Raw genomic sequence first — 25475 nt, forward strand, 5'->3', positions numbered from 1 at the left:
GGGGGTAGTCTCCAGCGCCGGACCAGCGCCGACTAGCCGTTAAACGCGGCCGTTGTCCCATACCCGCAGAGGCATTGTCCCAGGCCAGAGGCCCATGGAACGTTGGACGCACTCAGCAGCGAGTGTCCTCCGGGAGGCGGCATCGTGATCGGCGACATCTTCGTTTTCGACGGGGTCATTCATGTCTATGACATGTCTGACGAGAACCTCCTGCACGAGCGGCCCGATACCGCGACGCTCGTCCAGGGCTGGAGCGCGTCCATGGAGCCGTTGCGCTACCCGGTCCCCAGCCGGCTCGGCCAGGGCGCCGACTGGCCTCTTCGCGTCAGCATCGAGGACATGTACGACGTCGAATTCCGCGAGTCGCCCGTGGACATGGCCATGGCTCATGCGGTCCCTGTCTGGGACTGGATGCCCAACAGTCTCGCCTCGCTCCAGGCGCAGTACGACTTTGTGGCCGCCTACCCCGACCGCGCGGTGCTGTGCGGTGCGGTGGACCCGCTGTACCACGGCGTCGACGGCGCTCTCAAGCAGATGGAGTATCAGGTCAGGGAGCTGGGGGCGCGCTCGTTCAAGTTCTACAACGGCCACGTCGACAGGTCGTGGCGGTGCGACGACCGCGATCTCGCATACCCGTTGTACCGCAAGGCGCACGAGCTCGGTGTCGACATGTTGCAGTTCCACAAGGGGCTGCCGTTCGGCGAATGGGACGTCGACCTCCTCCGCCCGGTCGACCTGCAGGCGCCGGCGCGTGAGTTCCGCGACATGAACTTCCTCATCCACCATCTGGCGCTCCCGTACTTCGACGAGGCGGTGTCGATCGCGTCGCGTTTCCCGAACGTCTACCTGGCGCTGTCGGGTGTCCTCAACTACCTGCGTGTGGCGCCGCGAGAGGTTCAGAAGCAGATAGGCAAGCTGCTGCAGTACGTCGGGCCGCACAAGCTCATCTGGGGGTCCGAGGCCGCCATGACCGGACCGCCCGCGCCCTTCCTGAAGAACTTCATGGACCTGCAGATCCCCGACGATCTGCGCGACGGCTACGGCTACCCGCAGATCACCCACGAGGACAAGCGCATGATCCTGGGCGGCAACATGGCCAGGCTGCTCGGCATCGACGTCCCCGGCAAGCTGCGGCAACTGGCCGCGACAGGGATGTGAGCGCGATGGATCAGGACGCGCTCGGCGAACGTGTCCGGCAGGTGTCGACGTACCTCCGCATGCACGCGGGCGGGATCGAGCTGTCCCGGGTGTCCGACGAGGGTGAGGTGCACGTGCAGTTCACCGGCATGTGCACCGGCTGCCCCTACCGGCCGGTGACGATGGCGGCGACGGTGCGTCCGGCTCTGCTGCAGATCGAGGGGATCACCTCTGTGCATGCGCAGGGTAGCCGCATCTCCGAAGGGGCAGAACGACGGCTGGCCGACGACATGTCCGCACACCGGACGGGAATCCCCGCCTGGCCGGCATCCGCAGCCGAGGCATGACGATGAGGCGGCGCCTCCCGGTCACCGTGGTCACCGGATTCCTCGGCAGCGGGAAGACGACCCTGATCAACCACATCCTCACCGAAGGACATGGGCTCCGCCTCGCCGTCGTGGTCAACGAGTTCGGCGAACTCGGCATCGACGGCTCGCTCATCAACAGACGGGCCGGACAGGTCACGGAATTGGCCAACGGGTGTCTGTGCTGTGTCAATCAGGGCAATCTCGCGACGACGCTCGCGCAGATCGCTAGCGACGGGGCCGCTCTCGACGGCGTGATCGTGGAGACCAGCGGTCTCGCGGATCCCCTCGGTGTCGTGGACGTACTGGTACACGGTCGCTTCGCGTGCGACCTCGTGCTCGACTGCGTGATCACCCTTGTCGACTCCGCGAACTTCGACGCGGGCCTGGCCCACGCGACCGTGGCCTATCAGCAGCTCACGGGCGCCGATCTGCTGGTGCTGAACAAGGCGGACCTCGTCGACGCGGCGACCCTGAGGCTGCTGCGAGAGCGCCTGCGCATTCTCAACCGGCACGCCGCCTCCGTGACGGCCAGCCACGCCGGCCTACCGGTCGGCATGCTGCTCGGCACCGAGCGGCACGACGCCCGCCGGCCTCGCCGTGAAACCGAGCACCACACCGGTGAGGTGAGCGTGGCCTCGCTCACCCTCGACCGGCCCGTGGCTCACCAGCCGTTCCTGAACTGGGCGGAGACGCTGTCCGGGCGGGCCCTGCGCATCAAGGCGCTGGTCCGCTTCACCGGGGACCAGCGGGCCTTCGTGTTCAACGGCGTCGGAGTGCGGCAGGACCTCACCCCAGCACCGCCCGCGGCGCGACAGCGCCTCGGCGACGCCGGTGCGCTGATCGTCGTGCTCGGCGGCGACCTCGATTCGTCGGACATCGAGGGCGGGCTGCTGCGTTGCGGAGCGATCTAGCCAAGGCGCCGTCCAGCGCCGCACAGCCGACCCATCGCAAAGGAGGACACCTGTGTTCATCGAGCAGGACCGCATCGTCGCCGACCTGGTGCTGCACAACGGTAACGTGATCACGTTGGACCCGGCGTCGCGGGTGGCCGAGGCGGTGGCCGTCGTGGACGGTACCATCGTCGCGGTGGGATCCGACGAGCGGGTCAAGCGACTGGCCGGCGGTTCCACCCGCGTTATCGACCTGCTTGGCAGCAGCGTGATCCCGGGGCTGGTGGACAACCACACCCATCAGCTGATGGCCGGCCTCGACACCGCGGCGGCGGGCGTCAAAGTGAACATCTCCCTCTGCCGGTCGATCGAGGAGGTCAAGGCCGAGATCGCGGCCGCGGCGCACCGCGCCCGGCCCGGCGAGTGGATCACCACCTCGTGTCTGTATCGCGGCGGGATCGTCGAGGGACGCTTCCCCACGCGGCATGACCTGGACGCCGTCGCTCCGGACAATCCGGTCTACATCGCCGACGGTGGCCGCAACATCATCGTGAACACTCTGGCGCTCGAACTGGCGGGCATCACTCCGGACACACCCGATCCCGGTGCCGGCGACCCGGACATCTCCGAAGGACACATCGTCCGTGACAAGCACGGCGTGCCGACCGGTCACCTCATCGTGGGCGCCGGTGACCTCGCCCGCCGGAAGTGGTGGCAGCGCCTCGGCCAGCCGGTGAAGATGTGGGACCTGCTGTCGTTCGACCTAGAGACGAACATCCGCGCGCTCAGGGCCCAGATGGCGCTCTTCAACGCGGCAGGCATCACCGGGACCCGCGACATGGGGGTGGCGCCGAACGAGATCGACGCCTACGCCGAGTTGTCCCGGCGCGGCGAGGCCACCGTCCGCACCGATCTGGTGCTCGGGCTGCCCGTCCAGCACCTCACCACACAGGAGATCAGCGCGGCGCTGCGGCTGTACTTCGGCCCCAAGCAGGGGCTCGGCGACGACTGGCTGCGGGTCGGCGGGCTCAAGATCGTCGCACAGAACTACGGGTACTGGAGCATGCAGCCCGAGAAGCTGCGGCGGCTGATCACCGAGGGCAACCAGATGGGGTGGCGGTTCGCGATCCACGGCACGCCCGGTGACCTCCGCGATGACATCGAGGTCATCCTCGACGCCATGGAGGAGGCACACGCGCAGGCGCCTCTCGACGGTCGGCGCTGGAGCTACGAGCACGCCTTCGGCCTGATCAATCCCGAGCACCACCGGCGGCTGCGGCGTCTCGGCGTCATCATCGCGGCCAACCCCCTGCTGTCCTATTTCGCCGCCGGCCGGTCGCTGGAGATGCACGAGATGTTGGAGGCCGTACGGCTCGCCGAGGCGCCCGACGGGCTCGCTCCTCGTGACCGGACCGTCCGCGAATGGGCGCAGCCCATCCGGACCTGGATGAACGCGGGGCTGGTCGTCACCGGGGGCACCGACTGCCCGGCGGTCGTCTACGACGGCGACTGCCCGCTGCTCGGCCTGTGGGCCTCGTTCTCCCAGGACACGCTGGCCGGCACGCTCATGCCGGAGGAGACGATCAGCCGCGAGCTGGCGCTGCGCATGTGGACGACGAACAACGCGTACGCCACCTTCGAGGATCACCGCAAGGGATCGATCGAGAAGGGAAAGCTGGCAGATCTCGTCGTGCTGTCCGGCGATCCGCTGACTGTGCCAGACGGCGAATTCCTTGACCTGAAGGTGCTGGAGACCGTGGTCGGCGGTCGCACCGTTCACGAGTATGTGAGGACCTGAGCACATGGAAGAATCACCTCTCCCCGTCGCCGAGCGGGGCCCCGCCGACACACTGCTCCGCGTGGGCAAGGCGTATTCGATGACCGGCCCCGGGCGGATCCATCGAGCCGTCGCCATTCGCGACGGCCGCATCATCGCGACCTCGTCGAGCCCCGACGGTCTCGACGCGCTCCAGGGAACACGCACGGCGGTTGTGGACGACCCCGGGCTCGTCGTGTTCCCGGCCTTCAACGACACCCACAACCATCAGCTCTGGGCCTCCCGTGACCTCGACCATGTCGACCTGGCGAGCGCGAGCACTGTTGCCGATGTCGTCCAACTGCTGCGGCGTCGCGCCGCGGAGACGCCGCCCGGCGAGTGGATCGTGTCGTCGCGCTGCTGGCACGAAACCCACCTCAAGGAGGAGCGGCTGCCCACGGCGGGTGAACTCGACACCGCCTCCACCGAGCACCCGATCTGCGTTCAGCGCGGTGGCCATGTGATGGTGGTCAACTCGCGGGCCCTGGCCATGGCGGGCTTCGGACGGGACATCCCCGACCCCGACCGGGGAACGGTCGTCCGTGACGCGAACGGGGTGCCGACCGGGGTGCTCATCGAACCCGGAGCCGTGGAGCCGGTACGACGGCTGCTTCCTCAGCTCACAACCGAACGCCAGGTGGAACTGCTCGCCCGGCAGTGCGCAGCGTACAACGCCCGCGGCATAGGGGTGGTGCGAGACCCCGGTCTCTTCGTCGACGAGATGGAGCCCTATCAGCGGCTGTGGGAACAGGGCCGTCTGACCACCCGCAGCCGGGTGATGTTCTGGGTCATGCCCGACGCGGGCGTCGAGGAGAAGCTCGCGTTCATCGACTCGTGGGCCGTGCGCAGCGGATACGGAGACGATCTGCTCAAGATCTGGGGCTTCAAGTACATCATGGACGGCGGCGCCGAAGGCGCCCATCTCTGCGAGCCGTACGCGAACAACCCGGGCTACCACGGGCACGCGTTCTGGGAGCCGGACGAGTTCGAGAGACTGGTGGACCGTGCGGTCTCGCGCGGCTGGAAGGTCGGCTGCCACGCGGCCGGTGACGCCGCCGTCGAGCGGGTGCTCAGCGCCTACGAACGGGTCCTGCGGCGCCGCCCGGCGACGCCCCGTGGAACGCTGGTCATCGAACACGCCCTTCTCGTGAACGCGGACCAGAGGGCACGGGCGGTCCGGGCCGGCATCGGCATCACCGTTCAGCACCCGCTCCTGTACTCGCTCGGCGGCAACCTCGTGCGTTACTGGGGCGAGCAGCGCACCCGCGAGGTGATGCCGGTTCGCGCGTGGCTCGACGAAGGAGCTCTGGTCGCCGCGGGCAGCGACTGCAACGTCAGCTTCTTCGACCCCTTGCTGTCCATCTGGGGTCTGGTGACCCGGGGCACGCGTACAGTGGGCGTTCAGGGCCCTGAACACGCGGTGAGCCGCTACGACGCCCTGAGGCTCTACACTGCCGCCGGCGCCGCCCTGCTCGGCGAGTCCGCGAACCTGGGAACCATCGAACAGGGCCGACTCGCCGACCTCGTCGCCTTCCGCACCGATCTCATCGAGTGCCCGATCGATGATCTTCCAGAACTCGCGCCTGCCGCCACCCTGGTCGGCGGCCTTCCGGTCCATGACCCAGAAGGCCTGCTGGAAGCAGTGAGGTGAGTGTGGCGGTTAGAGCCGTCCAAGGGTCACGTGGGTAGCGCCGCGAACGTGCGGGAACGGTGGTGCCGTGGAGTTGTTCACCGCCGTGCCGTCGGCCGAGTGGCGAGCGACCAAAGCGACGCTGCACCGGTTCTGCCAGGTGGTGGGCAAGATCCGGCTCGCCTCGGCGGTGCGGCGCAACCACTGGTGGAACGCGCCGTTCCATGTCACCGGGCAAGGGATCAAATGTTCTGCGTGGTCACGCTCGTTGCGCAGCCGGCGACGACTGATCGGCGACTCCGTAGAACCACGTAATGGGGTGCCTAATCGTGCCGATCAGTCCCGCGCTCCGGGTCGATGAGCAATCGCTCGGCCGTGCCGGCCGCGGTGTCGCGATAGCTTTCGGGTAGTGCGTCAACCACCTTGAGCATCGCCGAAGCGAGCGCCGAGCCGAGGTCGAATGCCTGCGCGCCGCGCCGCGATCCGGCGACCAGCAGGGCAAGTGCCTCGTCGGGGTTCAGTCCGGTGAGCTCGGTCCGGAAACCGGGCAACAACGCGAAACCGCCGTGCCGGCCGCGTTCGGCGTAGACCGGGACGCCGGCTGCGGACAGCGCCTCGATGTCGCGCAGCACGGTGCGGGTGGATACCTCCAGCTCGCGGGCCAGCGTGGTCGCGGACAGCCGACCGTGCTGGCGCAGCAGCAGCACCAGCGAGACCAACCGGTCGGCGCGCATACGAAGACCTTTACCGAGATACACGACAGAGGATGTCGTGATTTGTTGGGAGGCTCATCAACGCGACCAAGAAGATGGCGGCTACCGAGCCGATGGACGTACGTGATGTCGACGAATCGAATGGAGCTGATGTGGCAATGGAGCGAACTGCGGTCAACCCGTGGGCGTGGTCGGTGGAGATGGGGTACAACCAGGGTGAGATCGTCTCCGGGCACACCCGGACGCTGTACTGCGCCGGGCAGACCGCGATGAGCGGTGACGGCAAGCCTCAGCATACGGATGACATGGCGGCGCAGTTGGCGCTGAGCCTCGACAACCTGGAGGCCGTGCTCGGCGAGGCCGGCATGTCCCTCGCGAACCTCGTCCGGCTCAACGTCTACACCACCGACGTCGACCGGCTCTTCGAGCACTACGGCGTGCTGGCGTCGCGGTTGGGCGCCGCCGGGGTCGCACCGTCCGGCACGATGCTCGGGGTGACACGGCTGGCGATCCCCGACCTGATGGTCGAGCTTGAGGGGACCGCCGTCGCGTGATGTGACCTCGCCGCCTCCGGCAGGCTGCCGGAGGCGGCACAAGTAGTAGGCAGGTGGGTGATTTCCGGTGCTCAGGATGGCGACAATCGGCGTCTATGGCTTCGGCGGCGAGTCCTTCCTGCAACGACTGCGGCACGCCGACGTTCGTCTGCTGCTCGACGTACGCCAGCGCCGCGGTGTCCGCGGACCCGAGTACGCCTGGGCGAACTCACGCCGGCTGCAGGCGGCTCTCGCCCACAACTTGGACCCGCTGCACACAGTGGCGAACCCCCACACCGGGGTGCCCGCGGGCGGCCACCGCGATCTCGTGGCCCATCCCGCCCCGGTACTTGCCGAAGGCCTGGTTGTCGCACTTGATCTTCTTGGCGGTCAACTGCAGGAACGGCACCTCGTCCTCGATGACCTCCTGCTCGCCGATGTCCGCCATGAACCCGAAGAACGGGGTCACCGCGTTCTCCCCGTCGCGGTAGGCGCGGGCGCCGCCGCCGGCGGCGTTGAGGTCGGCGCGGGCGGTTACCGGCCGGCCCTGCTGGTGGAGGTCAGCGTGGCGCTGGCCGCCGACGCCGGGCACGGTGAGCGCATCGACGCCGTCACGGCCTGGCCGCTGGAGCACGGCCTGCACTGGGTGGCCAGGGTGGACGCCGCTGTGGACGCCGGCCCTGAGGCGGCCCCGGGCTGGACGGTCGACCTGCATGGCCCGCCGGCCTGCAGGTGATCGGCTCGTTCGGCGCGCTGTATGACGGAGACCTGCAGGTGACCCCGCCCTGGTACGGCAGGTCATGCAGCCTTCGTCTTGATCGTGCAGGGAGTGCAGCGATGGTGGATCTCGGTTTCGTCGGCCCCAGCCGCCCGGCTCAGGACTACCGCTTCGTGAAGGTGACCGACGGCGACACCCCGACGATCGAGATGTCGATCCGGATGGTGTCGATCGACACCCCTGAGAGCGAATTCGGCGGGTTGCTTATCTGGGGTTGTCAAGCGATCTAGCTGCTCAGCGGCTTGAAGGTCGTGAAGCCACGTTAGGCAAGTGGGCTGCTTGCAGCCGCCGCGCCAGTGGACCGTCGAGAGGTGGCGGGACGAGTAGGCCTTGCCGGCGGCGACCGCACCGGGCCGGGTGTGGGGCCGGCCGACAGGCAGGCGGATCTTGATGCCGGCCAGCACGGCGGGCAAATCATTGCACGGACCGGAGGGCCGTGAGGCGTGCCGCGGATCGCGCCCGACCCGAGCGTCAGGCGCAGAGGCGCGACCCTTCAGGCGGGCAGGAGACGCAAGAGGAGGTTGCGTGGTCCTGCCAGGCGGTGGCCGGCCAAGCCGGTCATGCGGCGCGACAACGTCACGATGCGCTGGGCGGGCTTCCTGCGTCGGGCGTCGTAGACGTGCAGCCCGGACTCCACATCTCCGGCGGTCTGCAGGCAGTCGGTGAGCGCGGCCGCATCCAGCAGCGCTTGACACGCCCCCTGCCCGAGTGAGGGTGTCATGGCGTGCGCCGCGTCGCCGACCAGAGCGACGTTGCCTGCCACGAACGACTCCAGGTGGGGAGACAGGTCGTAGATCTCGTGCCGCAGCACCGCATCCTCGTCGGCTTCGGCGAGGATGCGTGGGATGGGGTCGTGCCAGCCCGCGTAGCGGGCGCGCAGGTCGTCAAGGGTTTCGCGGTGGCCCTCAGGGGTCGACACGGCGGCGTACCAGTTGGTGGAGCCAGGCTCTTGAGGTGTGATACCGAACACCTGGCCGGGCCCCCACGTCTCGCCGTGCTCGGGTGGCTCGAATCCGGCGACGCCCCGCCAGGCCACGATCCCGGTGTAGCGAGGTTGGGTGGCGGTACCGAAGTAGGCGGTGCGAACCACGCTGCGCAGTCCGTCCGCCCCAACCACCAGGTCGTAGTCCTTGCGCAGCGACTCCGGGTCGGTGATATTTATCCCGGTCACGATCGCGGTATCTCCCACGGCGCTGAGCAGCAGGCCCATCAGTGAGATCCGAGACAGCATCAAGACCGGTGCGCCGCCCTTGCGCTCGATGCGTTCCAGTGGCAGATCGGCGATCCGGCGACCGCCAGGCGTGCGGATCCGGGCCTTGCGGTAGGGAATCGTATGGTGGCGTAGTTCCTCGGCGAGGCCGAGTCGCGCGAGCGCGGCCTGTGCGTCGGGACGTAGGCCGAGCGCGGTGCCCTCCGGTCTGATCTGCGGCCAGCGTTCGAGCACGGTCACCTCCCAGCCGATGCTGCGCAGCCCGATGGCGGTGGCCAGTCCGCCGATGCCGGCACCCACGACGGCCGCGGTTCTATTCATGTCACATCTCCTTCGTTCACCACAAATGTGGTACCACGGTTGTGGTAAACAGGGCAAGTCGCGATAATGAGGGCCATGGCGGAGAACCGGGATCGGCGCGACCAACTGCGTGACTCAGCGATCGAAGTGCTGGCCCATCAGGGCGGCAGAGGCCTGACCCACAGAGCCGTGGATCGCCAAGCAGGACTGCCGGAGGGCACGGCCAAGAACTACTTCGCCAGCCGCGACGCGCTGCTGCAGGCCGCCGCCGAGCGGTGCGTCGAGCGCTACTGGGCCGACCTGAAACGAGCGCAGGCAACCCGGATCGAGGGGCGCGACGGGCTCGTCGCACTGCTGAGCGACCTGCTCGCCCGTGCGCTCACGGCCAACAGATCCAGAGTGCTGGCCTACCTCGAGTTGCATGCCGAGGCCGCACGAAGGCCGGGCCTGCAGCAGACGCTGGCCGAACTCACCAAGGCCGACCTGGCGCTGCACCTGGAGTCCCAACGGGCGGCGGGTCTACCCGCGACGCAGGCGGCCGCCGCCATGGTGACCATGTGTGTCAACACGGCCCTGACCTACCTGCTCACTCAGACCCCTCAGACGCTCAAGGCCTACGGTCTAGACGACCTCGACACCTTTCTGCGCGACCTCATTGACACCGCCTATTCCCTGAACCGGTAATGGCGGGCCCGGAGGCCGAGCGCTTCGCCGCCGGGTGCGGCGGCGGGCCGGGGGTGTGAACCTGGAGACGGCGCCAGTGTCCAGCACGGCCCCCAGGGCGTCGTGGCCGTCCTCGCCCGCCTCCTCCGTCCGCGCGCCGTGCACCTGACCGTCGTTCAGGATCAGGGAGACGATGCGGTCGGCTCGGACCAGGCCTACCGCCGCGGGCGGCTCATGCACGGTGGGTCAGCGGGCGGAGTCGGGAAGGCTTCCTTCGCGGATCATCCGGCGCAGGCTGGTCCTCGCGGCGGCCAGATCGTCCTCGAGTTCGGTGACGCGGCCGCGTAGTTGCTGGGTCTCGGTCCTGGCCTGTTGAAGGTCGGTGTTCAGTCGTTGGTTGTCGCGGGTCAATTCATCGATCCGTTCGACGAGGGTCTTGTTGGTGAGCTGGTCGAGTTGGTGGCCGAGGTGGAGGCGGAGGTGGAGGCGGAGGTTGTGTTTGAGCTGGTCACGTTCGGTTCGAAGCTGGATGATCTCGCGGCGTGCGAGCTCGAGGTCGGTGCGCAGGCTTGCCGGGCTGGGCGAGCAGCCGGAGCGTTGGTCGTCGACTGGAATTGCCCCGGTTCGATAGACACATCAGGGCTTGCGACTACGCGGCAGCATAGTCGAGGTCGTGGGCGTTCTTGAGCGCGTGTCGGCGTTCGTATTCGGCGGGGCTGAGCTGGCCGTTGGCGGGGTGACGGCGGCGCGGGTTGTAGAACTCCTCGATGTAGCTGAACAGGGCTCGTTCGGCTTCTGACCTGGTGTGGAAGGTGCGCCGGTCGATCAACTCGCACTCCAGCGAGGCGAAGAAGCTCTCGGTGATCGCATTATCCCGATCCGTCAACTCCTCAGGTTCGTGATCCTGAAGATGGTCTGGTGAGGGTCACTCATCCGTTCCATCCGCTTGCCGGGCAGGTGCTGCAGTTCGTGGCCAGGTCGCGGTGCTGGAGCGGCGATGTGGTGTTCTATCTCGATGAGCAGGGCCGACGGCGGCCTATCCCCGCAGCGTGGACGGACGTGGTGGCCGATTGACCCGTTTCGGGTCATGGCTGCGGGACGGTGTCCGTTTCGGACCGCGGACCTGGTGGCGCTGGCGGATCTGGTCGATCGTCGGACCGCGTAACGCTCCCGGGCGCGGACTCTGATCATGACCAGGAGTCTGCGCCGCGAACGTCAGAAGATTACGCCGCGTCGAGCCGTCCCTGTCTCGCAGTCCCGTCCGGCTATCCGCCTGGGCTGGTAGTTATGCCTCGGGATCGGGGTGGCTGAGCTTGCCTTCCGGAACACGCGGCGTAATCATCTGAGCATAGATCGTGACAGAATTCCGGGAGAGAGCATGGACGGCAAGGCGGCGGTGCTGACAGCGGCCGGGGTGTTCAACCAGCGGGCCGGCGCGGTGGTCGATCCGCTGTTCTCCTCCTCGGCGTTCTTCGACCCGCGTGATCTCGTGCAGGTCAAGTACGAGATGGTCCGCAGGGTCCTGGTCGATCGGGTGCCGGTCACGGTGGCGGCCGCCGCGTTCGGCTTCTCCCGTGCCTCGTTCTATACCGCCGCTGCCGCACTGGACGCGGCGGGCCCGGCAGGGCTGGTGCCGGGCAAGCCCGGCCCCAAAGGGCCGCGCAAGCTGACCGAGCCGGTCATGGACCGGGTCGAGCAGTGGCGGGCCGCCGATCCGAGTCTCAAGGGCCGGGCGCTGGCCAAACTCATCGAAGCCGAGTTCGGCTTCCCGGTGCATCCGCGCTCGGTGGAGCGGGCGCTCACACGACGACGCGAACCCCGCGACCCGGAGGCGGCGACTGGGCGCTGACCCCCGGCGACACGCCCAGCCGAGCCAAGATCAGTGAACACTACGAGAGCCTGCGCGCGGCGGTGCTCGGCGGCAGGGGAAACGGCCGGCGGCACGCTTGGAGCGTGCTGGCCCGCCGGCCGGCCCGCTTGGGCACCAGCACTGGCTCGAAGGTGCCGGCCCGGTCCCGCGGCACCGCCAGGCGGACCGGGCCGACTCCGGTCTGCACCGTCTTGGCGATCTTCCCGTTACGGGAGTTGCCCGAGCCGTTGCCGGACTGATCGTGCTTGCCATAGCCCAGATGCGCGGTCAGCTCGGCCTCCAGCGCGCGCTCCAGCACCGCCTTGACCAACTGTCCGAGCATCGAGCCCTCACCGGTCAGCCGCAGTCCGCCCTTGCCGTCCCGCGAGCCGGCCAGCAGCAGGTCCAGTACCTCATCGCCGAGCAACTCCCGCAGCGGAACCTCCGCCGCTTCGGACGGGGGTTTTCCCCGCCATGATGAGAGGCGGCGGCCACTCCGAGCCGACAGTTGCCCTCCTGAGCCGATCCACGTGTGGTGGCCAGAGCGGCGGTTCCCCGTGTGGTAGACATGATCACATTCCCCCGAATGCTGTGTGGTTGATCTTTACCTTCGATCATCTACCCAAAGTGATCGTTCCCATACTTAGAGTGATATCCCTCCCAGGCCGAGGTCGAGGCGTCGGCCCATGTCGATGTCGATGGTGCCGTAGAGGTTGGCGTTGGACCAGAACAGCGGCGACAGGCCGCGTTTGTCGGCGTCGGTGAGTCGCTGCTGCCAGGCGGGGTCCTTGAGGACGGACTGGACGAGCAGGGTGTTGATGAACACCAGCGCGGACTGAAGGAGGTGGAGGTTGAGCATGGAGACTTCCTGGTGCTCCTTGTCGCTGCCGGCCTTCTGGGTCCGCGGTTTAAGGAGTTGCTGGGTCTGTCGGCGCCGCAGCAGGCGTTGCTGGTGGCGGTGCCGGTGATCGTCGGTTCGCTGGGGCGGATTCCGGTGGGGGCACTGACCGACCGGTACGGCGGCCGGGTGATGTTCCCGCTGATCTCGGCCGCCGCCATCGTGCCGGTGCTGTTCATCGGTGTCGCGGGGCAGAGCTCGCTGGCCGTGTTGCTGGTCGGCGGGTTTTTCTTGGGCGTCGCCGGCACCGCGATCAGTCCGTACGACGGCCACTGGGCAGTACGCGTGATGCAGTACGGCCTGGCTCACCGAGCCGAGCAACATGCCGGCGAGCTGGCCGTACCCATGGGAGCCGACCACCAGGAGCGCGGCGTCCTGCGACGCGTGTCTCAGGACATCGGCCGGATGGCCATGGACGACCTCCTGCACCACTTCGATTCCGGGGGAGCGGTCGATCCAGCCCGACAGCGCCTTGTCGAGTAGCCGTACCTCTCCCTTCTCAACCTCGCCGTCATCCGGCAGAGGCATGAACCCGTCGCGTAGATCGAGCGATGACCAGCCGTGTACGGCACGCAGGGGCACACCACGCAACGCGGCCTCCGCGAAAGCGAATCCGACCGCCTTGTCGCCGTCGGGAGATCCGTCCACGCCGACCACCACCTCACTTCTCGGCGCGACCGCGGTGAGCGCGACCTGGCGCACATCCCCGCGACACCCGCCGTCCGACGGCCGGCCATGGCCTCGTGCCCTCGGCGCGCCTTGTCAAGGTTTACGACACCTGCTATCTATTTAGCAGGTGTTGATTTGAGGAGGTTGGATGGGCACTGGATATCGACCCCGCACGATCAGCTTTCACGGCATCGAGGCGGTCGGCGGGTGGGCGGTGAAGATGTACGGCATCGCCGCGCACGCCGAGGCTCCGCGTACCGCTCTGATGACGGCGACCGCGAAGATCGCGGCCTCGGCGCTGCCGCAGCAGGCGCACGGTGGCGGACGCCACGGCGTCGGCTTCGCCATCGCGCATGACGCGGGCGACTTCTGCTTCGCGCTGATCGACTGGTGGTCCGGCGACAACGAGGTGCATCAGCGGCTGTTCTCGTCGCCGCTGGATCGGCCGGAGGAGCTGCGGCCCCATCCGAGCCAGGCCATCGGGTGCGTATGGGAGCTGGAAGCCACCGATTTCGAGCGGCGGGCGTGGCTGCGGCACGTGCTGGCCAACCCGGAAGGACCGGATCTGGACGCCTACATGGCGGACCACTTCGAAGGAAGGATCTGAGCGATGGACATGACGGTGGAGAGGCTGGCCGAATTCGGCGCGGCGTGGAAGAAGAAGGACCTCGACCTGCTCATGGAGTTCATGACGGACGACTGCGTCTTCGTGGCCTCCGTCGGCATCGAGCCTGGAACCACTTTCCGCGGGCGCGAGGAGGTGCGGCGCGGCTTCGCGTTGATGCTCGCCTACGACGAGGGATACGAGTCGCAGGGCGGCGAGGCGTTCATCGTCGGTGACCGCGGCGCCTCGAAGTGGTCCTACACCCGCACGGATGAGGACGGGCGGGTGCACGAGGTGCACGGCTGCGACATCTTCGCCTTCGACGGTGACCGCATCCGGGTGAAGGACGCCTACCGCAGAGTCCGGGGAGACATCGGCGATGCTGCCGCCGGCCAAGCCTGAGGAGGTCACCGGCCTGCCCGACGGCGTCGCGCTGATCCACCATTTCGCCAACACCGACGATCAGCGCGCCTTCGTCGTTCACGGCCGGCGTCTGGAAGCGAACGACAGCCTGGCCACACCCGCCGACCTGGAACGCTGGCTGCGCGAGCACGACCTGCTGGGTCCTGACGGTGTGGCCGACCACACCCATCTCGCCCGCGCCCACGACTTGCGCGCGGCCCTTCGCCAGGCCCTTCGTGAGCACGGCGAGGTCCTGCTCGACTTCCCCCTGAAGGTCAAGCTGACCGCACGCGGCGCTGAGCTGGTGGTCCTCGGTGACCCGGTGACCGTCGCGCTCGGCCAGATCACCGCGGCGGCAGTCACCGCCACGGCGGATGGTACCTGGCAGCGGCTCAGGGTCTGCCCGGCCCCCGACTGTCAATGGGTCTTCTACGACCAATCCCGTCCCGGCCGGGCCCGGTGGTGCTCACCGCACCTGTGCGGCAACCGCATGAAGACGCAGGCCTATCGCCGTCGAAGCCCCGCGGGGACCTGATCCAGTCACACCAGCAAGGAGCAGCACGAGATGAGTGAGTACTGGCCTCTCCTGGCCGGGGGAAGCTGGTCGCCGAGCGACCATGCCGTCGCGGTCACCGATCCCGACACGGGTGAGCTCGTCGGCCAGGTCGCCGTGGCGGGCCGGGCGGAAACGGAGGCGGCTCTGGCCGCGGCCGTGAAGTCGATGCAGGGCCCGCGCTGGCCTGCCAGTGAGCGGGCTGCCGTCCTGAACCACGCCGCCGACCGGATCAGCCACGCCGACGAGAAGTTCGCACAGCTGATCGCCGCTGAGGGCATCAAGACGATTCGTGAGGCGCGCAAGGAAGCGGTTCGCGCCGCCCACACCCTGCGGCTGAGCGCGGCGGCGGCCCTGAGCTCATCCGGTGCCGCACCACCGGCGGACGACCGGCCGGGCACTGCGGGCTGGCGAGGCTCGGTTCACCGTCAACCTGTCGGCGTCGTCGTCGCGATCACTCCCTACAACGACCCTCTGAACCTGGTCGCCCACAAGGTCGGGCCGGCCCTCGCGGCAGGCAACGCCGTCATCGTCAAGCCGGACGAGCGCGCACCGCTGTCAGCTCTCCTGCTCGCCAGGGCACTCTGCGACGCCGGTCTTCCCGCCGGTCGGCTCAGCGTGCTCCCCGGTGACGCGTCCGTCGCGTCCTCGATGATCGCCGACGCGCGGGTTCGGTTCGTCAGCTTCACAGGCGGGCGAAGGGTCGGCGCGCTGGTGCACAGAACCGCCGGCCTGAAGCGGATGCTCATGGAGCTCGGCGGCATCTGCCCGACCATCCTGATGGCGGACACCGACCTCGACGTCGCCGTCCCCGCCCTCGTCGACGGGGCTTTCGGCGCCGCCGGACAGAACTGCCTGCACGTTCAGCGGATCCTGATCCACCGGTCGCTCTACGCCGAGGCTCGCGAACGCCTCATCGAGGCCACGGAGCTTGTACTTGGGGGACTCAAGTCACGCGAAGACAGCGATATGGGCCCGCTCATCGACTGGGCGGCGCTCCAGCGGGTGAGCAAGCTGGTCGAGGACGCCCGCGATCGTGGAGCGGTCGTTCTCTCCGGTGGGGACACCGACGGGCCTCGCTATCTCCCGACGTTGCTGGAGAACATTCCCGATACCGCAGACCTCGCCCATGAAGAGGTGTTCGGTCCGGTAACCGGCCTTGAGGCCTTCGACAACACCGCCCAAGCGATCGAGATGGCCAACCGTGGTGGGGGCGGCATCCACGCGGGTGTGTTCACCCGCAGTCTCGAGGTGGCTGAGACTCTTGCCACCGCGCTTGATTTCGGAGGGGTCGTCATCGGCGGCACCAGCGACCGCCGCTCAGACGCCCTGCCGTTCGGCGGGACAGGATACGCCGGCCTCGGGCGGGAAGGAGTCGTCTACGCAGCCGACGCCATGGCGGAGCTCAAGACCGTCCTGCGCGTTGGCTGACAGCAGGATGGCAGCGTCGGCGACCGCCCTCCGCTCGGGCCCGCGCGCGATCGCACACAAGGGAGCTGTGAGTGACCGAGAGTTCCCGGGCGGCTCGACATAAGGCCCCTTCCGGGCAGGTCGAGCGGGGGAAACGAGCCGCACATCGTTGTCACTGCTACGAGCGCCGGACACCCCCGGAGTGCCGCCGCGCGGGCACCCGTTCGCTGATTGGTGCGGCCTGCTGAATGCCTCCTTCATCCCGTCGATCCGGTCCACCTGGAAACCGATCAGGATGTCCACGCCCTGCACGCCGGTGCGCAGGTCCTGATCCATCGGCCCGCCGTAGGAGGTGCGGAAGACGATGGCGCCGTCGTGGAACTTGTAGTTGACCGGCAGCACCGTCGGCCCGTGTGAGCCGTTGAACGCCACCCGGCCGATGCCGCCCGGTGCCACCAGGGCCAGGCACTCCTCACGCTCGAGGACCTCCAGCACCGGCTCGGCCGCGGCTGGACGCGACGTCCCGAAGTCGCCACTGCTTGTCATGCCTATCTCCTCCTGGTGATGGTCACGACGATGACGCACCTGCCGGGTGCAGGGCCGGAGGTCGGTTGGCGGAAAGGCCGAAGGACCCTGTCTGCCGCCAGGCGCGACCTGCTCAAGGCGTACGTGCGTGACGATGCGGAGCTGAAGCGCTGGGTCGAGAACTCGATCCCCGAGCAGGCCCGGTGGAACGACCGGACCGGGATCGTCGTGCAGGTGCAGAACGGCATCGTGACGCTGTCCGGCCACACGGCGACGCGCACCGAGGCGGCGGCGGCTGTGACGATGGCCAAGGGGCTCGGCGGCGTCGTCGACGTCCGGGAGAACCTTGTCTGGGATCGGTATGACCGGTTCGAGCTTCCCCTGCTCTGGGACCGCTCTTGAACGCGGAAGGCCTCGAGTTGACGTGGGGTAACCCACCAAAATCCGTGGTGGAAGAAGCCGGGTAGACGCCCGCTGCGCCGCCCGACAGTGCGGCGACTTCATCGGTGGCCCCCACGGCCCCCGGCGGTTCACTCCAGAGGTGCCTGCTTCACGTACACGCGCGCAGGCCTGGCCAGGGGCGGCTGTCCGGGAAGAGCAAGCGAGCGGTCGGGTGGTTGAAGCTCACGTCCACGATGGCGACCTTGACGGGCCGCTCGCGTGCTGGCGCATCTTGCTGTCAGAGGTCGTTGCCGGCGTAGGACAGGTTGAAGCTTTTGTTGACCAGGGGAAAATCGGGGACGATCGCGCTGTTGAGCGCTACCGGAAGAGCGGGCCAGTTGAAGAATGACGGATCGACGATCTTCACGCGGGTGAGGGTCCCGTCGGGGGCGAGCTCGATGCGGTGGGCGATCGTGCCGCGCCAGCCCTCGACGAGTCCCACACCCGAGGAAGATCCCTCGGCCGGCGGAGAATCCGCCGGAGCCGTGGGCCCGTTGACCAGATGAGTGATCAGGGCGATGGAGGTGGCGATTTCCTCGGCCCGGATCTGGAAGCGGGCCAGCACGTCCCCGCTGGTGCGGTGGGCGGGGGTGAAGTCGCCGAGGTCGGTGAAGGGGTGGTCGCGGCGGGCATCGAGGTCCAGGCCGCTGGCGCGGGCGACGTAGCCGAGCGTGCCGAGGTCACGGGCGGCCTCGCTGGACAGGACGGCGGTGCCGGTGAAGCGGTCGGCGACCACGGTGTGCCGCAGGGCGAGCTCGGCGATTTCGGCCACGTCGGTGCCGATGGCGCGCAGCCGATCGGGGTCGGGGAGGGCTTGCAGGTGGGCGCCGCCGAGGCCGATGCCGCCGCGCAGCAGCCGGTGTCCGGTGACCTCGGCGTTGAGCCGCAGCAGCTGTTCGCGGATGCGCCCGGTGTGTGCGTGCAGGATGCCGAAGGCCACGTCGTTGCAGAGCGCGCCCAGGTCGGTGACGTGGTTGTAGAGGCGTTCCAGCTCCAGCAGCATGGCGCGGGCCCGCTGCGTCCGCACGCTGACCGGGGTCTGGGTGGCCTCTTCCACGGCCAGGCAGTAGGCGAGCGCGTGACCGACGGAGGTGTCGCCGCTGACGCGCTCGGCCAGTTCCAGCCCGTCGGCGGGCCGACGGCCCTCGAAGAGCTTCTCGATGCCCTTGTGCACGAACCAGAGCCTGGCCTTGAGCTTGATGATGGTCTCGCCGACCACGGAGAAGCGGAAATGCCCCGGTTCGATGAGGCCGGCGTGGACGGGTCCGACGGGGATCTCGTAGACGCCCTGGCCCTCCACGGTGACGAACGGGTAAGGCCCTTCGGGGTCGCCGAAGGAGGGCGGCGGCCCGGCGTCGGCCCGCATCGGGTACCAGCCGCGCGGCCAGTGGTGGTGGCGCACCAGCCGCCGGGGGAGCGGGTGGCCGAGTGGGGTGATCCCGTACAGGTCGCGGATCTCCCGCTCGAACCGGCCCGCGGGGAAGGACAGGTGGGCCAGGCTGGGCACCGCCGGCTGCTCGGAGGGGAGGCGGAGCCGTAGCTCGGTACGGCGATCCGGGCCACCGGCGACGTACAGGTAAGCCAAGCCGAACCCGTCGGCCTCCTGGCGTGCGGAGACCAGCGCCAGCCGGTGGCCGTCGGCCAGCAGCCGGGCGGCTTGCTCGGGCAGCTCGCCGGGGCTGATGTCGGCGATGGTGCGCATGCTCATGGTGTTGCTCCGGCGATGGTGGCGGCGGCTTGTAGCAAGGAATGCAGCGGCCCCAGGGCGATGCCCAGGACGGCACACGCGGCCAGGCCCGCGATCAGCGGGACGGCCACGGTTCGGGGCAGCGCGATGGCCTCGCCCGCCTCGCCGCCCAGCAGCATCCGCCGGCTGTGACGCCCGATGGCCGCGACGATGACCAGCATCAGCGCCAGGGCCGCCGCGATCGCCCAGCCCAACCCGGCGGCGAAGCCCGCCCGCGCGATGCCCAGCTCGCTGGAGAACAGGCTGAACGGCGGCAGGCCGAGCAAGGCCAGCAGCCCCAGCCCGAACGCCCCGGCCAGCAGCGGCGCTCTGGTCATGAGGCCGCGTACCACGTGGATCCGGCTGCTGCCGAGCGCCTGGTGCAGCTGTCCTGCGGACAGGAACAACACCGACTTGCCGAGCCCGTGCCCGAGGATGTGCAGCAGGACCGCGACCAGGGCGAGGGTGTTGCCGATCGCCGCGCCTAGGGCGAGCAGGCCCATGTGCTCGATGCTGGAGTAGGCCAGCAGCCGCTTGTAGTCGCGCTGCCCGAGCAGCAGCAGCGCGGCCACGGCCAGGGAGGCCAGCGCCACGATGACGAGCAGCGTGCGGGTGAACCCGGCGCCGAGCGCCACGTCGGCGATGACCTTGACGCGCAGGATGGCGTAGAACGCCACCGACAGCAGCACCCCGGACATCAGCGCCGACACCGGAGCCGGGGCCTGGCTGTGCGCATCCGGCAGCCAGGCGTGCATCGGTGCCAGCCCTGCCTTGGTGCCGAACCCGAGCACGAGCAGCATGACCGCGATCCGCATCACCCCGGGGTCGAGCCGGCCCGCATGCTCGGCCAGCACCGCCCAGTCCAGGGAGGCCACACCGGCGTGGGTGCCGGCGTAGTGGACCATGACGATGCCCAGCAGCGCGAGCGCGATGCCGACCGAGCAGATGACCACATATTTCCACGCGGCCTCCGTGGCCTGGCGGGTGCGCCGGTGCCCGACCAGGAAGGCGGTCAGGATGGTGGTCGCCTCGATGGCGACCCACAGCAGGCCCAGGCTGGAGGCCAGGACGGCCAGCGCCATCGCGGCGATGAAGGACTGGGTCAGCACCCCGTAGCGGCGCATCGCGCGCGGGCCGGTATGCCCGGCGGCCAGCTCGGCCGCCAGGTAGGCGGGGCTGGCCACCATCGCCAGTAGCGCGACCGCGCCGATCACGAGCAGCATGAACGCGCTCAGCGCGTCGCTGAGCAGCAGCCCGCCCAGCGCGTCGCGCCGGCCCACCGCCGCCAGCGCGACGGCGCAGGCCAGCAGCCCGGCCGCGGACAGCGCGCCCAGCCAGGCGGTGATGCGGTTCCATCCGAGCACCGCGTAGACGCAGGCGGCGGCCGCGGGCACCGCGACCGGAGCGATCACCAGCAGGCTGTCCATCAGTCGTGCAACTCCCGCAGCTCGTCGAGGTCGGTACCGCCGAACGCGGCCCGCATCCGGGTGGTCAGCACCTGCAGCACCAAGACGGCCAGCAGGACGTCCAGGGAGATCCCGAGCTCGACCACCAGCGGGACACCGCTGGTGGTCAGGAACGCGGTGGCGGTGATGGCGTTGTCCATCAGCAGGAACCCCACCAGCTGCGACAACGCCCGCCGCCGGGTCACCAGGACGAAGAACCCCATCAGCAGCACGGTCAGCGCGATCGGCACTGCCTGCGTGGCCGGGGTGGGCGACAGCCGCACCAGCGGTTGGGATACCGCGTAGGCCAGCATCGCCAGCACCGCCGCCACCAGCAGCGAGGTCGCCACGTTGACCAGCGGCTGCGTTTCGCGGCCCTCGCCGCTCGCCACCAGCGCGCGGCGCATCAGGTACGGCAGCAGCACGGCACGCAACGCGCCCACCCCGAGACCGACGAGGATCAGCTCGGGGTCTGCCTGCCGGACGCCCATGACGACAACCAGCGCGGTCAAGGCCACCCCTTGCAGGGCGAACAGCCACACAATCGCCGCCAGGTCGCGCCGCCACAGCACCAGCACGCCCGTGAGCAAAAACGCCCCGCAGGCCAGGTCCAGCAGCTGGATGTACATCGCATCAGTCATGTTCACGCCCATGTTCAGGCCAGGAAGAAGGAAGCGGCCACGGACAGCAGCGCCAACAGGAACGAACCGGCCAGCAGCTCAGGAACACGGAACAACCGCAGCTTGGCCATGAACACCTCACCGACCGCCAGCAGCACCCCCAGCAGCCCCACCTTGGCCACAAGCGCGATCATCGACACCAGCAGGGCGAGTACTCCCGCGTCCGTGGTGGCGATCCCCAGCGGGAAGAACAGGCTGGCCAGCAGGCCCAGGAGCACCGACAGCCGCATCGCCGATGCCCACTCGATCAGCGCCAGGTCAGGCCCGGCATACTCCAGCACCATCGCCTCGTGGATCATGGTCAGCTCCAGATGCGTGGAGGGATTGTCCACCGGGATCCGGCCGGTCTCCGCGATCGTGACGATCGCCAGCGCGACCGCGGCCAGCACGCTCACCGGCGAGATCACCGACAGCGGATCCTCCACCGTCGCCGTCACGATCGCTCCCAGGCTGGTAGAGCCGACCCTGATCGACAGCGCGAACACCGACACCAGGATCGTCGGCTCCACCAGCGCCAGCACGGTCATCTCCCGGCTGGCGCCCATCCCGCCGAACGCCGTCCCGGTGTCCAGGGCGCCCAGCGCCAGCGCCACCGACCCCAGCGCCAGCAATGCGGTCACCGCGAACAGGTCGGCCACGCCGTCCAGCGGCGAGGCCGTGGTCACCAGCGGCACCACCGCTGCCACGACCAGCGCCGTGCCGGCCAGCACCAGCGGCGCCAGCCGGAACACCCAGCCGGTGCCGTGCGGGGTGATCGCCTGTTTGCGCATCAGCTTGCGCAGATCCCGCCATGGCTGGCCAATCCCGGCCCCGGCGCGTCCCTCCAGCCGGGCGCGAACCTGGCGCATCATCCCCACCAGCAGCGGCGAGCCGACCCCGACGACGAGCACCTGGACCACCGCTCCGATCACACCCGTCACCACAGCACCACCAAGACGATCAGCGCTGCGGTCAGCGCCCAGAACCCGTAGCCGAGATAGCGGTGCACGCTGCCAGTGGCCAGCCCGCGGGCGCCACGCCCGACGGCCTCCGCGACGGCGATCAGCGGATCGTAGAGCCGATGCTCAATCCGGTCCGGCACCCGCGCGTGGAAGCGCACGCGTTCCACCAAGTAGGCCGACTCCTTCACCGGAGTGACGTCCACATCGCTTTCGGGGGCCAGCACATCGTCGAAGACCCGCTGCAACGGCTCGGCGAACGACGTCGCGGTGTACTCCATCCGCGCCGACATCGGTCCCGCGCCGCAATCCCACAGCCGGGCGGCGCGCCGTGCCCGCCGGGTGGCCGTCACCCGCACCAGGCCCAGCACGCCCGCGACAGCCGCTACCAAGGCCAGTGCGATCAGCAGCGGCGAGACCATTCCTGCGACCCCGGTCAGCCGCAACGTCAGCTCCCCGCTCACCACGTCCCGTCCCGGGAACACCACGCCGACCGCCCGGCCGAGCGCGGGCACGACCAGCGTGGGAGCGAGCGCCAAAGCCACGCAGCCCGCCGCCGAGAGCGCCATCCCGCCGAGCATGGCCGACGGGCTCTCGCTCGCCCGCTCGGCCTCCGCGCTGCGCGGCCGGGCCAGGAACCCCACGCCGAACGCCTTGACGAAGGTGGCCACCGCCAGCCCCGCCGACAACGCGATCACCCCCACGGCCAGCGGCATCGTCACCGCACCCGCCACCCCGGAACCGGGCAGGGCGTGGATCAGGCTCTGCAGCAGCAGCCACTCGCTGACGAAGGCGTTGCCGGGCGGCAGCGCCGAGGCGCACAACGCGCCGACCGCGAACACGACAGTGGTGTACGGCAGGCGCGTGCGCAGCCCGCCCAGCGCGTCCAGATCGCGGGTGCCCGTCGCGTGCAGCACCGAGCCCGCCGACAGGAACAACACGGTCTTGAACGCGGCGTGGTTGACCACGTGCAGCAGCGCCGCGGCCAGCGCCAACGCCGCCAGGACGGGAACCCCGGAAGCCGCGAAGAAGCCCGCCGCGCCCACCCCGACCAGCACCAGGCCCATGTTCTCCGTCGTGGAGTAGCCCAGCAGCCGCTTCAGATCCGAGGCCACCACCGCCTGCAAGATCCCGAACAGCGCCGACGCCGCGCCTGCCGTCAGCACCAGCAGCCACCACCAGGCCGGCCCGCCACCCAGCAGATCCAGCCCGACCCGGACGACGCCGTAGGCACCCATGTTCACCATCGCCGCGCTCATCAGGGCCGAGACGTGACTCGGCGCCTCCGGATGCGCCCGCGGCAGCCACACGTGCAGCGGCACGATGCCGGCCTTGGAGGCGAACCCGGCGAACGTCGCCAGGAACACGACGCTCCTGGCGCCCGGCGGCAGTTCGGCGGCGCGCAACTGCTCGAAGCTCTCTCCGCCGGCCCCGGCGGCGAACGCGACCAGCCCCGCCAGAATCGTCACCAGGCCGAGGTGGGTCATGACCGCGTACCACAGCCCGGCCCGGCCCACCGCCGCCCGCCGCCCGTGGTCGGCCAGCACCAGCAGCAGCGACGACACGGCCATCAGCTCCCAGGCCAGCAGGAACGTGCTCACGCTGGCCGCGGCGGGCACCAGCAGCATGGCCGCCACGAACATCGGCAGCACGGACTGGAACACGCGACCGTCCAGGCCGTGGTCGCAGTAGCCGATCCCGTAGATCGCCGCGCACACCGCCACCACCCCGGTGACCGCGACGAACACCCCGCCCAAGGGGTCGAGCGCCAGCCGTACCCCGGCCAGCGGCAGCAGCTCCGGCAGCCAGGCCGACCAGCTCTGACCGGCCCCGGCAGCCACGATGGCCGCTATACCCGCCGCCGCTCCCAACCCGCCCGCGCCTGCCGTGCACCAGCCCGCCAGCTGCAGCCGCGCCCGTGGCGGAGCCAGCAAGGCGGCCAGCGCGGCGACCGCACAGCCGGACAGCGCCAGCACATACAGCGTGCCGACCAGGTTCATCGGCCGGTCAGTCCCCGCAACGCCGCCACGATCGCCGCAGGCTCCGGCGGGCACCCCGGCACCTCCACGTCCACCGGCACCACGTCGCTCACCGCCCCGGCCACCCCGTAGGCTCCGGCGAACGCCCCGCAGTTGCGCGCGCAGTCACCCAGCGCGATCACCAGCCGCGGCTCGGGAACCGCGTCATGGGTGCGGCGCAGTGCCACCTCCATGTTGCGGGTCACCGGCCCGGTCACCAGCAGGGCGTCCGCATGCCGGGGTGAGGCCACCAGGCGCGCGCCGTACCGCTCGGCGTCATACACCGGGCCGAACGCCGAGGCGATCTCCACCTCGCACCCGTTACACGACCCCGCATCCACATGCCTGATCTGCACCGATCCAGCGAGCTCCGCCGCCTTCGCCGTCGGCTCACCGCCTTCGCGCTCCGGCGCGGGCTCGGCCACCCGGCCCGTTTTCGCGATCTTCCGCCACAACCCCATCGTTGCCTCTCCCCCCGCTCACCAGCCAATACCCACACGATCAGCCGAAGATCACCCGGGCCGGGGGCTGATGCGCTGGCTGCCACAACCCGGCCAGCAACCCGCTCCGAACGGCGAACACCTCGCCGAGCCCGCCGAGGTCAACAGGCTCACGAGGCGTCGCTTCCGGCTTTGTCCTCCAACAGCTCACTGAGCAGCTCATGCTGCCCGGACAGCTTCTCGGCCAGCAGCTCGCGGGCCGCGCGCAGCAGCCCGGCCACCCGGCCACCAGCCAGCGCGTAGACCACGGTGGTCCCCTCGCGCTGCGCGGTCACGATGCCCGAGCGGCGCAGCACCGCCAGATGCTGCGACAGCCCGGTCGGTTCCACCTCGATCTCGGCCAGCAGCTCCCGCACCGGCATCGGCCCGTCCTGCAGCAGCTCCAGCACCCGAATCCGCACCGGATGGCCCAGCAGCCGAAACAGCTCGGCCTTGGCCTCATACAGCGGTACCGACATCAGGCCCCCGCCTCCCCCTGCGGGCCGGGCCGGCCCTGCTCGATAGCGATCCCGTGCGCCTGTGCCAGCCGCCAAGCATCCTCCCACTCGGCCTCGGCCACCAGCACTGCGTGCGCGTCATCATCGTCGCGGGCAGCCTGCAGCGCCTGCCAGGCCAGGCCGGCCCGTTCCCGCACCGCAGCAGCAAACACCGTGCTCACCCGCACCTCTCATCCGCCCGCGCGACACAGCCCGCGAACACCACGTTCGAAGCAATTACGCATCTTCGCAATTACGATAGCGTAAGGGGTGGGTGGTCCGTGACCCGCATCGCGTCCTGAT

Annotated in this window: 32 protein-coding genes and 3 pseudogenes; 18 read left to right on the forward strand and 17 right to left on the reverse strand. The window is 69.3% G+C overall.

What is annotated here, in order from left to right; all coding sequences use genetic code 11:
* The first annotated feature begins 192 nt into the window (after positions 1-192).
* The 6 genes from ACIBX3_RS57455 (at position 193) to ACIBX3_RS57480 (ending at position 6202) form a co-directional block, all read left to right on the forward strand.
* Positions 193-1158 (forward strand): amidohydrolase family protein, encoded by a 966-nt coding sequence (locus ACIBX3_RS57455; RefSeq protein WP_397129300.1) that lies wholly within the window; start codon positions 193-195, stop codon positions 1156-1158.
* A 5-nt stretch (positions 1159-1163) separates the two neighbouring features.
* Positions 1164-1484, forward strand: a complete 321-nt coding sequence (locus ACIBX3_RS57460; protein WP_397129302.1) for a NifU family protein — start codon at positions 1164-1166, stop codon at positions 1482-1484.
* A gap of 2 nt (positions 1485-1486) precedes the next feature.
* Positions 1487-2416 (forward strand): CobW family GTP-binding protein, encoded by a 930-nt coding sequence (locus ACIBX3_RS57465; protein WP_397129303.1) that lies wholly within the window; start codon positions 1487-1489, stop codon positions 2414-2416.
* Positions 2417-2468: 52 nt separating this feature from the next.
* The gene (locus tag ACIBX3_RS57470; protein ID WP_397129304.1) at positions 2469-4193 is read left to right on the forward strand and encodes an amidohydrolase; all 1725 of its coding nucleotides are present in this window, start codon (positions 2469-2471) and stop codon (positions 4191-4193) included.
* Positions 4194-4197: 4 nt separating this feature from the next.
* The gene (locus tag ACIBX3_RS57475; RefSeq protein WP_397129305.1) at positions 4198-5862 is read left to right on the forward strand and encodes an amidohydrolase; all 1665 of its coding nucleotides are present in this window, start codon (positions 4198-4200) and stop codon (positions 5860-5862) included.
* Between the two features lie 85 nt (positions 5863-5947).
* Complete coding sequence (locus ACIBX3_RS57480; RefSeq protein ID WP_397129342.1) at positions 5948-6202, forward strand: DUF5996 family protein; 255 nt, start codon at positions 5948-5950, stop codon at positions 6200-6202.
* Here the strand turns inward: ACIBX3_RS57480 and ACIBX3_RS57485 are convergent.
* Positions 6189-6575: pseudogene (locus tag ACIBX3_RS57485) on the reverse strand (helix-turn-helix transcriptional regulator); the annotation flags it as partial. The gene ACIBX3_RS57480 and the pseudogene ACIBX3_RS57485 sit on opposite strands and share 14 nt — an antisense overlap.
* Positions 6576-6712: 137 nt before the next feature.
* On the opposite strand from ACIBX3_RS57485, the gene ACIBX3_RS57490 reads away from it, so the two are divergent.
* On the forward strand, positions 6713-7108 hold the full coding sequence (locus ACIBX3_RS57490; protein WP_397129306.1) for a RidA family protein: 396 nt from the start codon (positions 6713-6715) through the stop codon (positions 7106-7108).
* Between the two features lie 208 nt (positions 7109-7316).
* Here the strand turns inward: ACIBX3_RS57490 and ACIBX3_RS57495 are convergent, their stop codons facing one another.
* Positions 7317-7679 carry a hydantoinase B/oxoprolinase family protein gene (locus tag ACIBX3_RS57495; RefSeq protein ID WP_397129307.1) on the reverse strand — a complete coding sequence of 121 codons (363 nt, stop codon included), beginning with the start codon at positions 7677-7679 and terminating at the stop codon, positions 7317-7319.
* Here ACIBX3_RS57495 and ACIBX3_RS57500 point away from each other — a divergent pair.
* Positions 7653-7823, forward strand: coding sequence for a hypothetical protein (locus ACIBX3_RS57500; protein WP_397129308.1), 171 nt, complete (start codon positions 7653-7655; stop codon positions 7821-7823). The two genes, ACIBX3_RS57495 and ACIBX3_RS57500, sit on opposite strands and share 27 nt — an antisense overlap.
* On the forward strand, positions 7820-8095 hold the full coding sequence (locus tag ACIBX3_RS57505; RefSeq protein ID WP_397129310.1) for a hypothetical protein: 276 nt from the start codon (positions 7820-7822) through the stop codon (positions 8093-8095). Before ACIBX3_RS57500 ends, ACIBX3_RS57505 begins: the two co-directional genes overlap by 4 nt.
* Before the next feature lie 263 nt (positions 8096-8358).
* Here the strand turns inward: ACIBX3_RS57505 and ACIBX3_RS57510 are convergent, their stop codons facing one another.
* Positions 8359-9396, reverse strand: coding sequence for an FAD-dependent monooxygenase (locus ACIBX3_RS57510; protein WP_397129311.1), 1038 nt, complete (start codon positions 9394-9396; stop codon positions 8359-8361).
* A 75-nt stretch (positions 9397-9471) separates the two neighbouring features.
* Between ACIBX3_RS57510 and ACIBX3_RS57515 the strand changes: the two genes are divergently transcribed.
* Positions 9472-10059 carry a TetR/AcrR family transcriptional regulator gene (locus ACIBX3_RS57515; RefSeq protein ID WP_397129313.1) on the forward strand — a complete coding sequence of 196 codons (588 nt, stop codon included), beginning with the start codon at positions 9472-9474 and terminating at the stop codon, positions 10057-10059.
* Positions 10060-10284: 225 nt separating this feature from the next.
* Here ACIBX3_RS57515 and ACIBX3_RS57520 read toward each other — a convergent pair whose 3' ends face one another.
* Together ACIBX3_RS57520 and ACIBX3_RS57525 are read right to left on the reverse strand one after the other, a co-directional pair.
* Positions 10285-10449, reverse strand: coding sequence for a hypothetical protein (locus ACIBX3_RS57520; protein WP_397129314.1), 165 nt, complete (start codon positions 10447-10449; stop codon positions 10285-10287).
* Between the two features lie 238 nt (positions 10450-10687).
* A pseudogene (locus ACIBX3_RS57525) lies at positions 10688-10912 on the reverse strand (IS3 family transposase); the annotation flags it as partial.
* Between the two features lie 44 nt (positions 10913-10956).
* Between ACIBX3_RS57525 and ACIBX3_RS57530 the strand changes: the two are divergent.
* From ACIBX3_RS57530 to ACIBX3_RS57540, 3 genes are all read left to right on the forward strand, one after another.
* Positions 10957-11112 (forward strand): DUF5372 family protein, encoded by a 156-nt coding sequence (locus ACIBX3_RS57530; protein ID WP_397129315.1) that lies wholly within the window; start codon positions 10957-10959, stop codon positions 11110-11112.
* Positions 11113-11125: 13 nt separating this feature from the next.
* Positions 11126-11203 carry a DUF5372 family protein gene (locus ACIBX3_RS57535; RefSeq protein WP_397129343.1) on the forward strand — a complete coding sequence of 26 codons (78 nt, stop codon included), beginning with the start codon at positions 11126-11128 and terminating at the stop codon, positions 11201-11203.
* 213 nt (positions 11204-11416) lie between these two features.
* Positions 11417-11887, forward strand: coding sequence for a helix-turn-helix domain-containing protein (locus ACIBX3_RS57540; protein ID WP_397129316.1), 471 nt, complete (start codon positions 11417-11419; stop codon positions 11885-11887).
* Between the two features lie 40 nt (positions 11888-11927).
* On the opposite strand, the gene ACIBX3_RS57545 is transcribed toward ACIBX3_RS57540, so the two are convergent.
* The 3 genes and pseudogenes from ACIBX3_RS57545 to ACIBX3_RS57555 form a co-directional block, all read right to left on the reverse strand.
* Positions 11928-12314 carry a transposase gene (locus tag ACIBX3_RS57545; protein WP_397129317.1) on the reverse strand — a complete coding sequence of 129 codons (387 nt, stop codon included), beginning with the start codon at positions 12312-12314 and terminating at the stop codon, positions 11928-11930.
* 216 nt (positions 12315-12530) lie between these two features.
* Complete coding sequence (locus ACIBX3_RS57550) at positions 12531-12746, reverse strand: Tn3 family transposase (RefSeq protein ID WP_397129344.1); 216 nt, start codon at positions 12744-12746, stop codon at positions 12531-12533.
* A 357-nt stretch (positions 12747-13103) separates the two neighbouring features.
* Positions 13104-13487 (reverse strand): annotated as a pseudogene (locus ACIBX3_RS57555) (universal stress protein); the annotation flags it as partial.
* 115 nt (positions 13488-13602) lie between these two features.
* On the opposite strand from ACIBX3_RS57555, the gene ACIBX3_RS57560 reads away from it, so the two are divergent.
* Genes ACIBX3_RS57560 through ACIBX3_RS57575 form a run of 4 tightly spaced genes read left to right on the forward strand, consistent with a single transcriptional unit; the run spans position 13603 to position 16444 of the window.
* Entirely contained in the window at positions 13603-14061 is a 459-nt protein-coding gene (locus ACIBX3_RS57560) for a hypothetical protein (protein ID WP_397129318.1), read from the forward strand.
* A 3-nt stretch (positions 14062-14064) separates the two neighbouring features.
* A complete protein-coding gene (locus tag ACIBX3_RS57565) occupies positions 14065-14460 on the forward strand; it encodes a nuclear transport factor 2 family protein (protein WP_397129319.1) in 396 nt (131 codons plus the stop codon).
* The gene (locus tag ACIBX3_RS57570) at positions 14438-14995 is read left to right on the forward strand and encodes a CGNR zinc finger domain-containing protein (RefSeq protein ID WP_397129320.1); all 558 of its coding nucleotides are present in this window, start codon (positions 14438-14440) and stop codon (positions 14993-14995) included. Before ACIBX3_RS57565 ends, ACIBX3_RS57570 begins: the two co-directional genes overlap by 23 nt.
* 30 nt (positions 14996-15025) lie before the next feature.
* Positions 15026-16444, forward strand: a complete 1419-nt coding sequence (locus ACIBX3_RS57575; protein ID WP_397129321.1) for an aldehyde dehydrogenase family protein — start codon at positions 15026-15028, stop codon at positions 16442-16444.
* Here ACIBX3_RS57575 and ACIBX3_RS57580 read toward each other — a convergent pair.
* The gene (locus ACIBX3_RS57580) at positions 16334-16969 is read right to left on the reverse strand and encodes a pyridoxamine 5'-phosphate oxidase family protein (RefSeq protein WP_397129322.1); all 636 of its coding nucleotides are present in this window, start codon (positions 16967-16969) and stop codon (positions 16334-16336) included. The genes ACIBX3_RS57575 and ACIBX3_RS57580 overlap by 111 nt on opposite strands.
* A gap of 18 nt (positions 16970-16987) precedes the next feature.
* Between ACIBX3_RS57580 and ACIBX3_RS57585 the strand changes: the two genes are divergently transcribed.
* Entirely contained in the window at positions 16988-17350 is a 363-nt protein-coding gene (locus ACIBX3_RS57585) for a BON domain-containing protein (RefSeq protein WP_397129323.1), read from the forward strand.
* A gap of 277 nt (positions 17351-17627) precedes the next feature.
* On the opposite strand, the gene ACIBX3_RS57590 is transcribed toward ACIBX3_RS57585, so the two are convergent.
* The 8 genes from ACIBX3_RS57590 to ACIBX3_RS57625 all read right to left on the reverse strand — a co-directional run bounded on the left by ACIBX3_RS57590 (position 17628) and on the right by ACIBX3_RS57625 (position 25354).
* Positions 17628-19097 (reverse strand): NADH-quinone oxidoreductase subunit C, encoded by a 1470-nt coding sequence (locus ACIBX3_RS57590; RefSeq protein ID WP_397129324.1) that lies wholly within the window; start codon positions 19095-19097, stop codon positions 17628-17630.
* Positions 19094-20542, reverse strand: a complete 1449-nt coding sequence (locus ACIBX3_RS57595) for a proton-conducting transporter membrane subunit (RefSeq protein WP_397129325.1) — start codon at positions 20540-20542, stop codon at positions 19094-19096. The genes ACIBX3_RS57590 and ACIBX3_RS57595 overlap by 4 nt, the downstream gene beginning before the upstream one ends.
* On the reverse strand, positions 20542-21201 hold the full coding sequence (locus ACIBX3_RS57600; RefSeq protein ID WP_397129326.1) for a hypothetical protein: 660 nt from the start codon (positions 21199-21201) through the stop codon (positions 20542-20544). Before ACIBX3_RS57600 ends, ACIBX3_RS57595 begins: the two co-directional genes overlap by 1 nt.
* A gap of 14 nt (positions 21202-21215) precedes the next feature.
* The gene (locus ACIBX3_RS57605) at positions 21216-22160 is read right to left on the reverse strand and encodes a respiratory chain complex I subunit 1 family protein (protein ID WP_397129327.1); all 945 of its coding nucleotides are present in this window, start codon (positions 22158-22160) and stop codon (positions 21216-21218) included.
* Positions 22157-24178 (reverse strand): proton-conducting transporter membrane subunit, encoded by a 2022-nt coding sequence (locus tag ACIBX3_RS57610; RefSeq protein WP_397129328.1) that lies wholly within the window; start codon positions 24176-24178, stop codon positions 22157-22159. Before ACIBX3_RS57610 ends, ACIBX3_RS57605 begins: the two co-directional genes overlap by 4 nt.
* Positions 24175-24657, reverse strand: a complete 483-nt coding sequence (locus ACIBX3_RS57615; protein ID WP_397129329.1) for an NADH-quinone oxidoreductase subunit B family protein — start codon at positions 24655-24657, stop codon at positions 24175-24177. The genes ACIBX3_RS57610 and ACIBX3_RS57615 overlap by 4 nt, the downstream gene beginning before the upstream one ends.
* Positions 24658-24806: 149 nt before the next feature.
* On the reverse strand, positions 24807-25154 hold the full coding sequence (locus tag ACIBX3_RS57620; protein WP_397129330.1) for an ArsR/SmtB family transcription factor: 348 nt from the start codon (positions 25152-25154) through the stop codon (positions 24807-24809).
* Positions 25154-25354: a hypothetical protein gene (locus ACIBX3_RS57625; RefSeq protein WP_397129331.1), complete on the reverse strand. Its 201-nt coding sequence runs from the start codon at positions 25352-25354 to the stop codon at positions 25154-25156. The genes ACIBX3_RS57620 and ACIBX3_RS57625 overlap by 1 nt, the downstream gene beginning before the upstream one ends.
* Between the last annotated feature and the right edge of the window lie 121 nt (positions 25355-25475).

Source organism: Nonomuraea sp. NPDC049480 (assembly GCF_044465905.1).
GTDB lineage: Bacteria > Actinomycetota > Actinomycetes > Streptosporangiales > Streptosporangiaceae > Nonomuraea.

Excerpts from the sequence above, each read along its gene's own strand:
- ACIBX3_RS57455 (WP_397129300.1), top strand. The coding sequence starts at position 193 with ATGTCTGACGAGAACCTCCTGCACGAGCGGCCCGATACCGCGACGCTC.
- ACIBX3_RS57460 (WP_397129302.1), top strand. The coding sequence starts at position 1,164 with ATGGATCAGGACGCGCTCGGCGAACGTGTCCGGCAGGTGTCGACGTAC.
- ACIBX3_RS57465 (WP_397129303.1), top strand. The coding sequence starts at position 1,487 with ATGAGGCGGCGCCTCCCGGTCACCGTGGTCACCGGATTCCTCGGCAGC.
- ACIBX3_RS57475 (WP_397129305.1), top strand. The coding sequence starts at position 4,198 with ATGGAAGAATCACCTCTCCCCGTCGCCGAGCGGGGCCCCGCCGACACA.
- ACIBX3_RS57490 (WP_397129306.1), top strand. The coding sequence starts at position 6,713 with ATGGAGCGAACTGCGGTCAACCCGTGGGCGTGGTCGGTGGAGATGGGG.
- ACIBX3_RS57510 (WP_397129311.1), bottom strand. The coding sequence starts at position 9,396 with ATGAATAGAACCGCGGCCGTCGTGGGTGCCGGCATCGGCGGACTGGCC.
- ACIBX3_RS57515 (WP_397129313.1), top strand. The coding sequence starts at position 9,472 with ATGGCGGAGAACCGGGATCGGCGCGACCAACTGCGTGACTCAGCGATC.
- ACIBX3_RS57535 (WP_397129343.1), top strand. The coding sequence starts at position 11,126 with ATGGCTGCGGGACGGTGTCCGTTTCGGACCGCGGACCTGGTGGCGCTG.
- ACIBX3_RS57540 (WP_397129316.1), top strand. The coding sequence starts at position 11,417 with ATGGACGGCAAGGCGGCGGTGCTGACAGCGGCCGGGGTGTTCAACCAG.
- ACIBX3_RS57550 (WP_397129344.1), bottom strand. The coding sequence starts at position 12,746 with ATGCTCAACCTCCACCTCCTTCAGTCCGCGCTGGTGTTCATCAACACC.
- ACIBX3_RS57560 (WP_397129318.1), top strand. The coding sequence starts at position 13,603 with ATGGGCACTGGATATCGACCCCGCACGATCAGCTTTCACGGCATCGAG.
- ACIBX3_RS57565 (WP_397129319.1), top strand. The coding sequence starts at position 14,065 with ATGGACATGACGGTGGAGAGGCTGGCCGAATTCGGCGCGGCGTGGAAG.
- ACIBX3_RS57570 (WP_397129320.1), top strand. The coding sequence starts at position 14,438 with ATGCTGCCGCCGGCCAAGCCTGAGGAGGTCACCGGCCTGCCCGACGGC.
- ACIBX3_RS57575 (WP_397129321.1), top strand. The coding sequence starts at position 15,026 with ATGAGTGAGTACTGGCCTCTCCTGGCCGGGGGAAGCTGGTCGCCGAGC.
- ACIBX3_RS57580 (WP_397129322.1), bottom strand. The coding sequence starts at position 16,969 with ATGACAAGCAGTGGCGACTTCGGGACGTCGCGTCCAGCCGCGGCCGAG.
- ACIBX3_RS57585 (WP_397129323.1), top strand. The coding sequence starts at position 16,988 with ATGGTCACGACGATGACGCACCTGCCGGGTGCAGGGCCGGAGGTCGGT.
- ACIBX3_RS57590 (WP_397129324.1), bottom strand. The coding sequence starts at position 19,097 with ATGAGCATGCGCACCATCGCCGACATCAGCCCCGGCGAGCTGCCCGAG.
- ACIBX3_RS57595 (WP_397129325.1), bottom strand. The coding sequence starts at position 20,542 with ATGGACAGCCTGCTGGTGATCGCTCCGGTCGCGGTGCCCGCGGCCGCC.
- ACIBX3_RS57600 (WP_397129326.1), bottom strand. The coding sequence starts at position 21,201 with ATGACTGATGCGATGTACATCCAGCTGCTGGACCTGGCCTGCGGGGCG.
- ACIBX3_RS57610 (WP_397129328.1), bottom strand. The coding sequence starts at position 24,178 with ATGAACCTGGTCGGCACGCTGTATGTGCTGGCGCTGTCCGGCTGTGCG.
- ACIBX3_RS57615 (WP_397129329.1), bottom strand. The coding sequence starts at position 24,657 with ATGGGGTTGTGGCGGAAGATCGCGAAAACGGGCCGGGTGGCCGAGCCC.
- ACIBX3_RS57620 (WP_397129330.1), bottom strand. The coding sequence starts at position 25,154 with ATGTCGGTACCGCTGTATGAGGCCAAGGCCGAGCTGTTTCGGCTGCTG.